The organism is Sulfurospirillum sp. hDNRA2 (genome assembly GCF_024206095.2).
Classification (GTDB): domain Bacteria; phylum Campylobacterota; class Campylobacteria; order Campylobacterales; family Sulfurospirillaceae; genus Sulfurospirillum.
Genome location: NZ_CP159800.1, coordinates 162,537 through 176,580, shown reverse-complemented (window position 1 = coordinate 176,580; position 14,044 = coordinate 162,537). Strand labels below are relative to the sequence as shown.

General features: G+C 44.2%; 16 protein-coding genes. 4 read left to right on the top strand and 12 right to left on the bottom strand.

From position 1 onward, the window contains the following. Positions 1-28 precede the first annotated feature (28 nt). Positions 29-409, top strand: coding sequence for a DUF779 domain-containing protein (locus NL930_RS00935; protein ID WP_254377247.1), 381 nt, complete (start codon positions 29-31; stop codon positions 407-409). A 10-nt stretch (positions 410-419) separates the two neighbouring features. On the opposite strand, the gene NL930_RS00930 is transcribed toward NL930_RS00935, so the two are convergent. After that, positions 420-854 carry a hypothetical protein gene (locus NL930_RS00930; RefSeq protein WP_254377248.1) on the bottom strand — a complete coding sequence of 145 codons (435 nt, stop codon included), beginning with the start codon at positions 852-854 and terminating at the stop codon, positions 420-422. Positions 855-973: 119 nt separating this feature from the next. Here NL930_RS00930 and NL930_RS00925 point away from each other — a divergent pair, with 119 nt between their 5' ends. After that, on the top strand, positions 974-1,897 hold the full coding sequence (locus tag NL930_RS00925; protein WP_254377249.1) for a phosphoglycerate dehydrogenase: 924 nt from the start codon (positions 974-976) through the stop codon (positions 1,895-1,897). On the opposite strand, the gene NL930_RS00920 is transcribed toward NL930_RS00925, so the two are convergent. The 6 genes from NL930_RS00920 to NL930_RS00895 all read right to left on the bottom strand — a co-directional run bounded on the left by NL930_RS00920 (position 1,884) and on the right by NL930_RS00895 (position 7,304). After that, positions 1,884-3,998, bottom strand: a complete 2,115-nt coding sequence (locus NL930_RS00920) for a helix-hairpin-helix domain-containing protein (RefSeq protein ID WP_254377250.1) — start codon at positions 3,996-3,998, stop codon at positions 1,884-1,886. The two genes, NL930_RS00925 and NL930_RS00920, sit on opposite strands and share 14 nt — an antisense overlap. A 270-nt stretch (positions 3,999-4,268) precedes the next feature. Continuing rightward, positions 4,269-5,126, bottom strand: a complete 858-nt coding sequence (locus NL930_RS00915; protein ID WP_254377251.1) for a hypothetical protein — start codon at positions 5,124-5,126, stop codon at positions 4,269-4,271. A gap of 119 nt (positions 5,127-5,245) precedes the next feature. Beyond that, the gene (locus NL930_RS00910) at positions 5,246-5,608 is read right to left on the bottom strand and encodes a DUF86 domain-containing protein (protein WP_254377252.1); all 363 of its coding nucleotides are present in this window, start codon (positions 5,606-5,608) and stop codon (positions 5,246-5,248) included. Continuing rightward, entirely contained in the window at positions 5,605-5,922 is a 318-nt protein-coding gene (locus tag NL930_RS00905; RefSeq protein ID WP_373028066.1) for a nucleotidyltransferase family protein, read from the bottom strand. Before NL930_RS00905 ends, NL930_RS00910 begins: the two co-directional genes overlap by 4 nt. A gap of 29 nt (positions 5,923-5,951) precedes the next feature. After that, positions 5,952-6,707, bottom strand: a complete 756-nt coding sequence (locus NL930_RS00900; RefSeq protein ID WP_254377254.1) for a nitroreductase family protein — start codon at positions 6,705-6,707, stop codon at positions 5,952-5,954. A gap of 3 nt (positions 6,708-6,710) precedes the next feature. After that, a complete protein-coding gene (locus tag NL930_RS00895) occupies positions 6,711-7,304 on the bottom strand; it encodes an NAD(P)H-dependent oxidoreductase (protein ID WP_254377255.1) in 594 nt (197 codons plus the stop codon). A 219-nt stretch (positions 7,305-7,523) separates the two neighbouring features. Between NL930_RS00895 and NL930_RS00890 the strand changes: the two genes are divergently transcribed. Both NL930_RS00890 and NL930_RS00885 read left to right on the top strand, forming a co-directional pair. Beyond that, positions 7,524-7,907, top strand: a complete 384-nt coding sequence (locus NL930_RS00890; protein ID WP_041963232.1) for a helix-turn-helix domain-containing protein — start codon at positions 7,524-7,526, stop codon at positions 7,905-7,907. Between the two features lie 20 nt (positions 7,908-7,927). Further along, on the top strand, positions 7,928-9,031 hold the full coding sequence (locus NL930_RS00885; RefSeq protein ID WP_254377256.1) for a GTP pyrophosphokinase family protein: 1,104 nt from the start codon (positions 7,928-7,930) through the stop codon (positions 9,029-9,031). A 71-nt stretch (positions 9,032-9,102) separates the two neighbouring features. On the opposite strand, the gene NL930_RS00880 is transcribed toward NL930_RS00885, so the two are convergent. The 5 genes from NL930_RS00880 to NL930_RS00860 all read right to left on the bottom strand — a co-directional run bounded on the left by NL930_RS00880 (position 9,103) and on the right by NL930_RS00860 (position 14,022). Next, positions 9,103-9,858, bottom strand: a complete 756-nt coding sequence (locus NL930_RS00880; protein ID WP_254377257.1) for a winged helix-turn-helix domain-containing protein — start codon at positions 9,856-9,858, stop codon at positions 9,103-9,105. A gap of 107 nt (positions 9,859-9,965) precedes the next feature. Next, the gene (locus NL930_RS00875) at positions 9,966-11,288 is read right to left on the bottom strand and encodes an OprD family outer membrane porin (RefSeq protein ID WP_254377258.1); all 1,323 of its coding nucleotides are present in this window, start codon (positions 11,286-11,288) and stop codon (positions 9,966-9,968) included. Between the two features lie 90 nt (positions 11,289-11,378). After that, positions 11,379-12,011, bottom strand: coding sequence for a NapC/NirT family cytochrome c (locus tag NL930_RS00870; protein WP_254377259.1), 633 nt, complete (start codon positions 12,009-12,011; stop codon positions 11,379-11,381). Further along, positions 12,008-12,451: a cytochrome c3 family protein gene (locus NL930_RS00865; RefSeq protein WP_254377260.1), complete on the bottom strand. Its 444-nt coding sequence runs from the start codon at positions 12,449-12,451 to the stop codon at positions 12,008-12,010. Before NL930_RS00865 ends, NL930_RS00870 begins: the two co-directional genes overlap by 4 nt. A 2-nt stretch (positions 12,452-12,453) precedes the next feature. Next, complete coding sequence (locus NL930_RS00860; RefSeq protein ID WP_254377261.1) at positions 12,454-14,022, bottom strand: flavocytochrome c; 1,569 nt, start codon at positions 14,020-14,022, stop codon at positions 12,454-12,456. Between the last annotated feature and the right edge of the window lie 22 nt (positions 14,023-14,044).

The window sequence follows — 14,044 nt, the reverse complement described above, 5'->3', positions numbered from 1 at the left end:
GCCCATGCTTTTTTTCAAGGAGTCCTTTATGATGATTCATCGTCTGAGCGCAACCTCCGAAGCGCTCAAAGTTATCGAAATGCTCAAAAACGAATACGGCGAGCTGGTTTTCAACCAAAGCGGCGGCTGTTGCGACGGCACCGCGCCGATGTGTTACGAAAAAAAAGATTTTCACGTTCCTTCCCGTAACGTCAAATTGGGTACGGTGGGTGGTTGCGATTTTTTTATCGATCCGGATCAGTTTGAGTATTTTCGTTACTCGCAGATTATTTTGGACGCAAAGGAAGAAAAGAGTGCTTTTGGGAACTCGTTTTCGCTTGAAATCGACGAGGGATATCAATTTATCACGCGTTCGCGTATCTTTAGCGATGAAGAAAATCGCCTGTTAAAAGAGCAAGAGGGAAACTGATCCCCTCTGTTTAAAGAGCTTCTTTAAAGTCGATTTGCGTTATACGAAGGTTATCCAACGATAAAACGGTAAGTTTATCGTTTTGTTTCGGAAGCGTTTGTGCCGTTTGCTTATCCTCGACCAGCCCTACCGAGTAGCCGTACTTTTTAAATTTCGGCATCATAAACATGCTCATAATCACACTCGGAACTTCCGTAGCATCCATCATGTAAAGCGCGTTATTGTCGCTTAAATAGTGCGGATTTGCTTCTAAAAACACCTTCATCGTTTCACCTTGCGCTTTGGTAAACGCGATAATAATCTGCTTGGTTTGGGCATTAATTACGACCTCTTTTTCAAACTGATCTTTCAGTTTTACGTTTGGGAAGATGCCGTTTTCCTGCAAAACGTCCGCAAAAAGCGACACGGGTATCAGCATCGCGAAAAGCCATTTTTTAATCGTCATGATTTGTCCTTATTGATAATTATTATTTTATTATATCTTTTATACGTTAATAAAATTTAAATCATTGAGAGTAAAAAAGCGTGTTATACTTCGTTTAAATTCCCCGTAAAAGGACTCGTATGCAAATCGCCGTTATCTCGCCTTTGTTTTCGCGATCGCCCAAATTGATGGAGCAGATGCGTGAACGATTCGGAAACGTCAAACATAATGCCGACAACGCGCTTAAAACCAAAGCCGATCTCATCGCGTTTTTAGACGGCATTGAAGTTGCTATCGTCGGACGAGAAGAGATCGACGCGGAAGTTTTGAGGGCGTGTCCTACGCTTAAAATGCTCTCGCGATACGGTGTCGGGCTTGACAATTTAGACCTCGAAGCGATGCAACAATACGGCGTCAAACTCGGTTGGACGGGCGGAACGAATCGCAATTCGGTCGCCGAGATAACCTTGTACTTTATGTTGGCGTTAATACACAATACCTACATCGCCTCAACGCTGCTTAAAAAGCATACGTGGAAAGTAAACGGCGGCATGGAACTCAGCGGCAAAACGATCGGACTTTTCGGCTTCGGAAATATCGCCAAGCGTGTCATCGAACTGCTCAAACCTTTTTCATGTACGATTCTCGTTTACAACCGAACGCACGATGAAGACGAGGCAAAGCGTTACGGCATTACGTTTGCGAGCAAAGCTCAAATTTTACGCGAAGCGGACATTGTTTCGATTCATCTGCCCTTAACCGACGAGAGCCGAAACCTTTTTTCCACGGCCGAATTTGAGGCGATGAAGCCGACAAGCTACATTATCAACACGGCGCGCGGAGGCATCATCGATGAGGAAGCACTCAAAGTCGCTTTAAAAACAGGACAAATCGCCGGAGCCGGCTTGGAAGCATTTTTGGAAGAACCGACTTCCGATTGGGAGCTGATCGACCTGCCTAACCTTATGTGCCTGCCCCACGTCGGCGGTAACTCAAAAGAGAGTATTTTAGCGATGGGAGAGGCTTGCATCGCGCATATCGAAGATTATGTCAACCTTCTTTAAGACTGAGGCTTACTTTGCCTTTTTCTTTGTCTACTTCAAGAACACGAATACGTGTGAGTTGTTGGTTGATGCTAAGCACTTCCAAAGGATGTGCGATGCGCTTGTCGCTCATTTGCGAGATGTGAATCAGTCCGTCGTTTTTCAGCCCAATGTCCACAAACGCGCCAAAATCGGCGATATTGCGCACCACGCCCGAGACGATGCTTCCTTCGCTTAGTTCACTAATGTCCGTTAAGTCGGAGCGAAACGCGATGGGTGGTAAACTCTCTCTGGGGTCAAATCCTGGTTTTAAAAGCTCATGGATGATGTCTTGAAGCGTCGCCTCACCGATACCGTTTTCATGCGCTAGCGCAACGATCTGCTCTTTGGAAAGGCTCGCCAAATCGGAGCGCGCCAAAAGCTTCTGCGCAATGGCATAACTCTCAGGGTGAACACCTGTGTTATCAAGCACACTTTTACCCTCACGAATGCGGAAAAACCCTGCGCATTGCTCGTATGCTTTCGCGCCTAAACCTTTTACATGTAAAAGTTCAGACTTACATGTAAACGCCCCTTTGCTCTCACGATATTCCACAATCGCCTTAGCGATTTTCGCACCCACGCCCGCCACGTAGGAGAGCAGAGAGATAGACGCGCTGTTAGGGTCAACCCCGATGCGATTGACCAAGTCTTCGGTCACTTCACTCAGTTTCTTTTCCAACTGTTTTTGATCGACATCGTGTTGGTACTGCCCAATGCCGAGCGATTTGGGGTCGATCTTTACAAGCGCTGCCATCGGGTCGCGCAGGCGTTGCGCGATGGAGATCGCTCCCCTGATCGTCACGTCTAAGTTGGGGTACTCTTCGGTCGCAATTTTCGACGCGGAGTAGATGGAAGCACCCGCTTCTGAAACGACGGTGTAGGCAAGATTTAACCCCTCTTCACGGTTGAGTCTGGCAAAAAATTCTTGGCTTTCGCGTGAGCCCGTACCGTTGCCAATCGCCACCGCGGCGATGCGATACTTCTGCGCTAGCTCTTTAATGACTTTAGAAGAGCTTTCATAGTCACTTTGAGGCGGTGTCGGGTAGATGACCGCATGGCTCATATATGTGCCGTGTTCATCGACAACGGCGAGTTTACACCCCGTGCGGTATGCGGGGTCAACGCCTAAAATCACGCGCTTGGTCACAGGTGGCGTGTTTAAAAGCTGAGAAAGATTTTTTCCAAACGTGGCAATCGCCTGCATGTCCGCTTTCTCTTTCACAATGGCATGAATCTCGCGCTCTAACGAAGGAAACAAAAGACGCTTAAACCCGTCCAAATACGCTTCTAAAAGGTAGCTTTTGGAACTTCTCGCGTTACGAGGAATACGGTAACGAGTGATGGCACTCTCAACCCTTTCCATCTCAACGGAAATCTTTACATGTAACTCTTTTTCGCTCACACCTCGCATCATCGCAAGGTATCGGTGAGAGGGAATGGACGCGATGCGCTCACTTTTGCCTGCGAGTTTGGCATAGAGTCCATCGGGTTTAAGTGTTTTACTCGCTTTGATCTCAAACGAAGCGTAATCATGCAGTTGTGTGCGCCAATACTCCCGCTCTTTGGGCTCATCGGAATAGCGCTCCGCGATGATGTCTTGCGCTCCTGCTATCGCCTCTTTCACGCTTCCAATTTTCTCGTTTACAAAACTTTGCGCCTTTTTCTCAAACGCTTCAAGTTCCAACTCTGCCTTTTCTAAAACATCCGCCAATGGCGTAAGCCCTGCCGCAATCGCTACCGCCGCACGGGTATTTTTCTTCTCTTTATACGGTCTGTAAATGTCTTCCAACTCTTGAAGTGTTTGCGCTTTTTCAACCGCTTTTTTCACCTCATCGCTCAACACTACTTTTTCAGCAATGAGCCGTAAAATTTCCTCTTTACGATCATGCAATTTCTTCGCATAGGCATAGATGCTATCAAACTCTCTTAGCTGCTCATCGCTCGATCCACCCGTCATTTCTTTGCGATACCGCGCGATAAAAGGGATGGTCGAACCTTCATCAAGAAGCTTTAAAATGTTGATAATATTTTCTTTGGCAATGCCTGTTTTTTGGACTAAAATGGGAATAAGTGGGTTCATACTTTCTGCTTTCCTAAGGTTTACATGTAAAGATTTTTGGAGAGGTATTTTAGCGGAAAAAGTATGAGATGTATAACGGTTTACATCTCATACCGTGATGGTTTTTTTGAGTGACAGTTTTTTACATGTAAAAAATATCACCACTGAATTTTAGGTTCAACATGCCTCCATCAAAAATGAATTAATCAGCGTTTGATAAGGTATACCGACTTTAGCGGATAATGCTTTAAAATAGTCTTTGATTTATCAACAAAAAAATAAATATTTTTCTTAATATTCAAAACTCATTGACCACTGAATACCAGTTAATTCTTTAAAAACTTTCATTTGCATTAATCCATAAAAAGTTCTATATTCTTGAAGATTTGAATACTGCTCCATCAATAAATTGAATGAACGATTATACTCATTGCTTTCTCTCATAACTTCATTGACTGTTGATGTAAATGAAGTTAATTTGTCAAAACTAAAATCTTGACCATCTATATTGTTTAAAGTTTTTAGCAAATCAACATTTTCAATTTCTTCTGGTTGACTAAATGCTTTTGAGATTGTTCCCGCTTGAATAAATGTATTTTTATGATGCCCTGACAAGTTTGACACTTTTTGAAAGTTTGTTTTTTCAATTATCTGTTTTTTTATACTTGCTTCTACTAATTCTTCCACATTTTGAATAGCAGGGGCAGCATATAAAACCAATGCTTGTTGTCCAAACTGACTTTCAAGATGCTCAAGTAATTTTTGCTGTTTTGGATATATTTTATATCTAAAATAGGGTTGCTTCCAATGACTCCATTGTCCACTCAAAGGTGATATCAAATATTCAGAACTTTTGTACTGAAATAATAAATTGGTTTTTATTTTTGGTATATTGTGAATACTTGCTTGTGTGTGATGCTCCATTTCCTGTGCAATATCCTGTAAATCTCTACCTCTGTAAGGTGGCTGAAACCAAAACCAAGGATAACCGAACATCTGCCATAGGTGCCTATTTTTTGAATATGCTACAGAATCTGCACCTATGACTCCTTCTTGTGTCTGACCAAGAGGGAAATAGACAGAACTTAAATTACCCAATTCTGCATTAAAATAATTTTCAAATGTTTTTTCTTCATACGATGTATTCATTATTTTCCTTCGATAATACATTTATTAAACCCAAACTGCTAGTTAAACAGAAGAGCTTTTTTGTGATCACTAAGCTCTAAAAAGTAGTTGATAGCAAAAAACAACAAAAAAGGTCGGAATTAAACTTTTAAACTTTCATCTTCTTCTAACTCTTTTTTCATTACTTCTATCTGCATTTTAAGTGTTGGAAATTGCTCAGTAATCACTTTCCAGACAATCTCTTCATCGATTTCAAAGTACCAGTGAATGAGTTTATCGCGCATTTTTGCCATAAGTGACCAAGGGATTTGAAGGTATTTTGAGGCTATTTCATCGGGAATTTGTTTGGTGGCTTCGCCGATGACTTCAAGTTCGCGGACACATGCACTCACCGTTTTATCATCGGTTTTGAAGCGTTCAAAGTCATAGCCAGCCGTGAAGGTTTCAATCTTTTGAATGCTTTTAAGAATGTCATCCAGATACAAAAGATAATTGCGTTTCATACCGCAATCGCTTCTTTAAGAATACTTTGTGAGAGTTCAGCTCGTAGTTTTCGTTTGGGGACTAAGTCGACATTTTTACCCAGTGCGATTTTGAGTTTTTCTTCGAGTTCAATAAATGTCAATAAATCAGGTGTTTGCGAAAAATCAATAAGTACATCTACATCACTTTTTTCAGTCGCTTCATCTCGTGCCATAGAACCAAAAAGGGCGAGCGATGTGATGTGATAGTTTGGTGCAAGTTGAGCTTTTAAAGCAGATAATTTTTGTAAAATCAGCTCTTTCTCACTCATACTTGCCTCCTTTAAACTTTTAATTTTATTGTACCAAAACTTTACATGTAAAGCTATTCATCCTTAAACGCAAATCCTTGCGCTTCGAGGTCTTTAGCGGTACTTCGGTAATAAACATCAGCATAGTAATTGGTTGTGATCTCGGCGTAGGTCGGCATCGAGCCGCTGCCTGTTTTATCGCGAAATGCTTTAAGCGTGTGCTCGTATGCCAATGCGCCTTTTTTGACTTTGTCGCTGTCATACACATCTTCCATGGCAAACGTATCGAGAGCGACGCGCGGTTTTAAAGGAGCGCCCTTAGCGCGCTCGCTCGGTACACCGATGGTACACCCTAAAGCTAAAAAGGTTTTTTGAGGAAGGTTAAAAAGCTTGGTAAACGCCGGCGAATTTTTGCGTACCGCTCCGATGCACGTTGTTCCGTATCCTAACGCACCTGCGGCACTTTGGAGATGGTCTAGCATAATGCCCGCATCAATCGCGCCTACCACAATGCCCTCGGCACTCTGTTCGATGACGTGTTTTCGCCCCACGCTCTCCACGATAGCACTCGTGCGATTAAAGTCGATGACGACACCTACAAAGACGTCCGCATCGGCAATATGCGCTTGTCCGCCGCAAAGTTCTGCGATGGTTTTAAGCTTCTCTTTGTTGCGCGTATAAACAAGGCTAATTTGCTGCCCGTTGATAGAGGTTGGAGCGCGTTGCGCAGTTTTGAAGATGGTTTGCAAATCCTCTTCGCTCACGCGCTCACCCGTAAAATGGCGGATTGATTTTCGATTTTGTAAAAGACTCAACATTGCATTTTCCATGATTTATCCTTTAAAATTTTCGCTCAACACTTCGATCAGTCGTTTTTTCTCCGCTTCGATGTTAAGATCGCCTTTGAAAATATCGTGAACGGAAAACGTTTTCATCGGTGTCGCGCCGCAAAACTGCCATGTTTTGTGTGTCGCAATATGGGCTTCATCCAAGCTCAAGCCGTCAAAAAAGCCCTCTTTGTCGCTAAACTCAGAGATGGGACAATTATACGTCAAGGAGAGCATATAGCATTTGCCTTGCATCAAGCCGCCGCTACCGTAACGCTTGCTCGCATCGCTTCTGCTACGTCCGTCATTGGCGTAAATGCCGTTGTTCGCACCTGCGGAGAAGACTTCATCGATGTACTTTTTCATCATCCACGGAACGCCCATCCAATAGACCGGATATTGAATGATGAAATAATCCGCCCACTTAAATTTTTCAACCTCTTCAAGCGCGTCGTAGTCACTTTGGGCTTTGGAATGCTTCACGTTAAAGCCTCGGCTTTTTAAAAAGTCCTCCGCCGTATCGATAAAGATTTGCGTCAGTTTTCCCTCCGCGACATGCGGATAGTATTGGTGTCCGTTGATGATGAGTACGTTTTTCACGGTATTCCTTTTGAGGGTATTTTTGTCAAGACTCTGCGTTGCTCAATGACGCTAACGCCGAATTTTGTTCGGCAAACGCCCTGTATTTTTTTGACATGTAACGATAAAAGTATAAAAAGCTTGCACTTAAAATATCCTTACGATACTTTAGTAATGTAAGGATAAATATTTTATACTATGCTATAATTCCGATAACAAAACGATGACCAAAGGAATGCTATGTACCGCGTTAACGGCAAGGAGTACGTCTGCTCCGTCGCTATTGCCCAAGATATTTTCAACGACAAATGGAAACTAGGAATTATTTGGCATTTACTCGAAGGCGAAAAACGTTACAAAGACCTTTTTGAGGAAGTGCGCGACATCACGCAAAAAACGCTCACGGTTAAACTGCGCGATTTGGAAGAAAAAAAATTGATCAAACGCGTCGTTTTTGCCGAGATTCCTCCGCGCGTCGTTTACTCCTTAACACCCGTCGGAGAAAAACTCCGCCCCGTGCTCAAAGCAATGTTCGAATGGGGCATCGAGTACGTCAAAGAGTGCGGATCGTTTAGCCAAGACAATGTGTGCGAAGCTAAATTATCCGATACCAAAGAGCTTTAATACGACGATAAGGAACCGCTTTGGAAAACAACAAACACCGCCTCATTTCCGAGTTTGAAAAAGACCTCAAACACTATGAAAGTTTCAGCGATAAAATGCATCTTTTACTCAAAGAGCTTCTGAGACAAGAGCATATTTCCTACCACTCTATCGAAAATCGGGTCAAAGAAAAAAACAGCCTTTCCAAAAAAATCGACGGTAAAAACAAATACCAAAATCTAAGCGACATTACCGACATCGTGGGGTGCCGCATCATCAGTTATTTCGAAATCGACGTCGAAAAAATCGTAGCGCTTCTTTCCAAAGAGTTCAAAATCGACGAAGAAAATTCCATCGACAAAAAGAAAATGCTAGACCCCGACCGCTTCGGGTATCTCTCTTACCACATCATCTGCTCCATCAGCGACGAGCGGGCCACGCTTCGGGAGTACCAAAACTACAAAGACCTCAAATTTGAAATTCAGGTACGTACTATTTTGCAGCACGCATGGGCGGAGATAGAACACGACATCGGGTACAAATCTAACATCGCCGTTCCACGGGAATTTCGTAGAAAATTTTCACGTATTGCGAGCATTTTAGAAATTGCCGACGACGAATTTAGCCAACTGAAACGAGATATCCACGACTACGTGGAAACCATTGCCAAACAAGGGTTTGAAAACATCGACATTAACGCCGAGAGTCTCAAGCTTTTTATCGAACAATCAAGCGACCTTGAAGAGATCGAAGCGTACGTCATCGACGCGTTGGCGCTGAAAAACCTCTCCTTTTCGGAGCAGATGCAATCGGCGAACATCAGTCTTTTTTTAAATATCATCAACACGTTTACCACGTTTAAAGAGATTTTAGAGATTCAAAATTCCCTTCAAAAGCATCAAGAGCGTATCAAAAAATTTATCGTTAAATGGGCACATGCAAGAGGGACTTTGCTAGAGCGCTTTCGTGAAAATTTTGAACAAAAAGACGGATTTATCATCGGTTATGCGCTGATGATCGAGTTTTTAGAAACCAACCATACCGAAGGACTTGCCGCGTTTTTTCCAAGTGCTTCCCTGCATGAAAAAAGCGAAGCCGTCGCATTAGCGATGAAACTCTACAGAGAAATTACGCACGCAAACTAAGAGCGATACTTGACATGTCAACAAGACTCAAAGTGCGAAAACGTAACTTTGAGTCTTGTGAAAGCCAAACCTCACAACAAAGAGAGCCCGCATTCGCCTAAAGGTAGTAATGGCAAGCAAAATTTCACAAGATCAACTCCGCTGCCTTCGTCTAACTCTTCTTCGATTTTGGTTTTGACGATTTTATAGCCCTCACCCTTAACCGTTTCGATAAGATGAAGCGGTAAAAGTTTAGCACGTAGTTGCCGTACGAGCGAGCGAACCCTTTCTTGGCTGATGACTTCGTTGAGATACACATAGCATTCGATTTCGTCGAACGTAACGACATGCGGCGATTTTGCAAGAAGGTATTTGAGAAAAAGCGCCTCTTTTCTCCCTAAAAAAATTTTTTTCTCATGGAAGAGAAATAAAGCATTCTTAAAATCGAAACAGATGTCTTTCGCAAAACAAAATACATCGTCGTTCCAAATATGACACAACTTGTAAATACGAAATGCAATTTCATCGGGAGAGAAATCTTTGACAATAAGATCATCGTAAGAGAGATAATAGAGCGTTTTCATAATGGTAGGATCGGTCTCTTTTTCCAAAATTAATAAGATAGGCGCTTCGTTGCCCGCTTGCCTGATAAATTTCATTATAGAAGGATCGACGGGATTTTTAAGGTTTAAAATAAACAAAGAGTAGCTTAAAAGATCAAAACCTTCTTTGAAAACATCCTCCTCTTTTTGTATCTTTTTCATGCTCATTTTTAAACGCAATCGATTCATAAAGATATCGATATTATCCGCCAATACTCGATCCGGTTCAAGAAAAAGAACTTTCATTTTTCTCCTTTCACAGTAAGTGTATTTTGATGCACGGCACGTTCATTATCATTCATAATGCCAAGGAGTACGAAAGTATATCATACTCCTTGTGTAAAAATATTATTTTAGAATTTATACGATAGGTAAAAACGGGCGTACGTAAAGCTGTCTTCACCCGGAACGTCATACGTGCCGTATCCTGCCCAAAGGCGCGTCGAAAGTCCTTTGAGCGCTCCGCTGAAGGCGTACGTCAAATCGATATTCACTTCGTCGGCATCGTCAAGATACATACGATTGCCTACCCTGCCCGACGTTGCAATCGTTCCGGTCGTACCGCTGTTCATATACCCTTTTTCGCTTTGGGTATAGTGCGCGAACTTAAGCCCCGAGTTAAAGCCCGCAATGCCGAAACCGTAAAGCGCTTCGATCGAATAAGCGTCGACACCCGCAAAAATAGCGTTATTGGTTAACATGTCGGTATACGCGATCGTATCGGGAACATGTCCGAAGGTTCCGGGAAAATTGGCTTCATCGTCCATCGTCGTATAGGCAAGATTGAACTTCACGCCGCTGAGTGCCGTTGAGACTTTAAATCCGTACAACGTCGCATCGTCGTTACCCGCAACGCTCGGAGTATCGTAGTGCGCGCCGGCATACGTCATCGCTAAAGAGAGCGGAAAATCGATCGGAAGTTTGTATTCTGCTTGGAGATAATATTGATCGTACCCGCCCGCATTCACGAAAATGGGAGCATCCCAAAGCTTTTTATTTTCATCGGTCGTTAGGTATTGCCCGTCCAACGCTAAGCCCGTCAGCGAGGTATTTTTAACAAAGACGGAGTACATGCCTTTATCGAAATGCTCGTCTTTTTGCGTAGGAGAACTGGTCGCATCGCTTCCGTATCGCATCTTCCAATCTTGAATATAAAGCAATTTAATCATCGTTTTGGGAAGATCGTTAATCGTTACGACCGCCGCATCAAACGAATCTTCAAGCGCGAATGCCGTACTGGTCATAATAAGCGGTAATTTAATTTTTTGACGACCCACTTTAATGTCCGACTTGGAAAACGTGTATTGAAGGTACGCTTCCGAAAGCAAGGTCGTACTGACGGAGTTACGCGCATCATCTTCGCTCGCATAGTCCGTAGCCCCCGTAGAGTCTCTTTTTTGCAAGTCCAAATCGTGTGCCGATTGAACACCGAGTCCGAGTTTAAATCCTTTGAAGTCATCCGTGACGTACTTCAACTCGGCGGCAATCGAACCGACGTTGACGTTGTTGACGGGAGCCGTCTGGTTGATCGCATCCGATTTGCTACCGCCTGTATAGACAAATCTAAGATCGCCCGTCACCTTTGCGTTTTTAAAGGCTTCTTCCAAAGAGTCGCCCGCAAACGCCGTCGTCCCCAAGAGCACCGCCGCCGTTAAAGATAATCTAACCCATTTCATCGTTGTCTCCTTTTGTACCCGCGTGACACCTTACATGTCACGCACGATTCCTACTTTGCCCATTGACGTATCGCTTCAACGGATCGCTTTTCATTTCATCTCTTCGGCCAATTTTTTTTCGACCGCATCTTTATATTTGTCTAATTTGCCTTTATAATAGTCATACTCCGGATGATAGTAATTGAGCATACTTCGTAACCCTTGATGCCCGATTTCCGCGTGACAAGAGGCACAACCTATGGACTGATCCGTGTTTTTTAAACTCGCATAATGCGCATGCATCGAGCGACCTTTTTCACTGATGTGCGTATTGTCTCGGTAATTGACGTGGCAATGAATACACCCTTCGTCTTTAACGAAACGATCTTTAGCGGCACGATTGGCGTACCAATCAATCGCATCGACGTTTCCGAAGAAGTGAATCGCTCCCTCCACGACGCCGTTTTTCGCTTTCGTGAAAATATAGCCCAACACGTTGTCTTGCGGTAAGTGACATGTCACGCACGTTACTTTGATGCCGCTTTTACCGGCACCGCCGTGAACGTCGTTACGATACGCCGCAACCATCGGTTTCATTTCGTGGCACACGATACAAAAACGATCGTCGCTGGTTCGGTGCAAGCCCTCGTAAACGCCCAAAGAGAACAACACGCCGATCAATGCACCCCCTAGCGTTATCCAGAGAAGTTTACTTTTGAAGATGAGAGCTAGTTTTTTCATCATGGCGTTTTCCTCATCCAAATTTTCACGTCGTTACTATGGCAACTCAAGCACATGTTGTCCGAGGGTTTATGCTCGTTGTGGCATTCGTCGCAATAGAGTTTCGGCCCGTCGTGAATCGAGTTGTGCGGATTGACATGTAAGGCATCCATAAATTTAAGTCTGTCCGCCAAATACTGCTTCGTTTTGTGGCACGAAAGACAACCTTCATCGCCGATCGCCTTGAAATCTTCGGGGTTATCGCCTTGTTTTTCATGACAATCGGTACACCTAAGCGAAAGCTTCGCATGGTGTGCCTTGATAGGGTATTTTTCTTTGAGCTCGGGCGTCATCGTGACGTGAGGGGAAGCCGCAGGCGGCGACCCTTCACCGGCGATTAAAAAACTCACCGCACTCAAAATAACAAAAAACCCTACGGTGAAAAGAGTTTTTCTACTACGCATGGCTAGATGTTCTCTCCCGCAATCAAACCGAACGTAAGACAATCGGTCACCGCAACCGTTCCTAAGCGGCTCGCACCGTGCGTTCCGCCCGTGACTTCACCCGCGGCAAATAAGCCGGGGATCGGTTTACCCGTATTGCCGGAAATGACTTGCGCTTTGGTATTGATTTGTAAACCGCCCATCGTGTGGTGAGGTTTGGGCATCAAACGAATCGCATAGAAAGGTCCTTTCATCTCGATCGCTTCTTTGCCTTTCATATCTTTGAGGGTTTGTTTTTTAAACTGATCTTCAACGCCGTTTTTAGCATCTTCGTTATATTTTTTGATGGTTTCTTTGAGCGCATCCGCCGGAATTTTATAGTTTGCCGCCAAGGCGTCAAGCGTATCGAACTTTTTCATCACGCCTCCGGTTAAGCCTTTTTCTATAATCGGATAAACTTGCTCTTCAAAGGTATTGTACGTTCCGATCGTAACGGGATAGGCTTTGGGGTCTTCTCGTAAGATGACGTATTCGGCATCTGCTCTGGTTTTGCGATCCGCCATTTCGTTCATAAAACGTTTTCCGTTTCGCACGTCGACCGCAACGCCGAGTTTAAAGAGTCCTTGTTGGGTGAGAAGCGGTGCAACGCCGAAACCTCTCTCATCCGGACTTGCCCACGGTCCTTGTTGAATCCAGTCGATATGTACGGGCATCGCACCGATTTGAAAGGCTTTTAAAAGCGCGCCTGCGGTCGCGCCGTCATGGTTGGTCGCGTCTTGATCGGGCGTGATACGAGGGTCTTGCAATTTTCGGAACATTTTATCCATTGAAAAACCGCCGCTGGCAAGTACGACGCCTTTTTTGGCTTTGTAAACTTTTTTCTCGCCGGTTTTGTTTTCGATGTCGTCGCTGAAGAGTTTGTTATCGAAGCGGTAGTTAATACGTGCCGTGACGCCCACGACGCTCGTGCCGTCCGCACTCATGACGAAATCGTCCATTTTCGTACGCGTCATGATTTTACAACCGGGCAGTTTTTCGACAAATTCGTGCATCGGTTTAATAATGCCCGAACCGCTCATATTATCCGTGACAAGCGATCTTGGAGCAGAGTGTCCGCCAAACCATGCGGGTTTCACGTCTTGCCATTTCGCACCGCATTTGATGGAAAAATCAAGGGCGTCTTGAGCGCGTTTGACGATGGTCTCAAGTAATTCGACGTGGTTGATGCCAAGTCCTGCTTTAAGACAATCTTTGATGAAGAGCTCGCCCGAATCTTCGATACCGTATTTTTTTTGCCACGTACTGTTGGGAACCGCCATACCGCCGCCGTTGATGACGGAGTTGCCGCCTATACGTCCCATTTTTTCAAGAATCAAGACTTTGTAGCCGCGTTCCGCCGCTTTAGCCGCCGCCGCAAGCCCCGCAAATCCCGTACCGATAACGATCACGTCGTACTCTTCGTCAAATTTAACGTCTTTTTCGGTGGGAGCCGCCGCCATGGCGTTACTTGCGCTTAACATCGCCAAACCTGCCGTACTCAAAGCTCCGAATTTTAAAGCGTCTCTTCGAGACATCGTCTCTTTACTACTCATTGTAATACTCCTTTTGAAATAG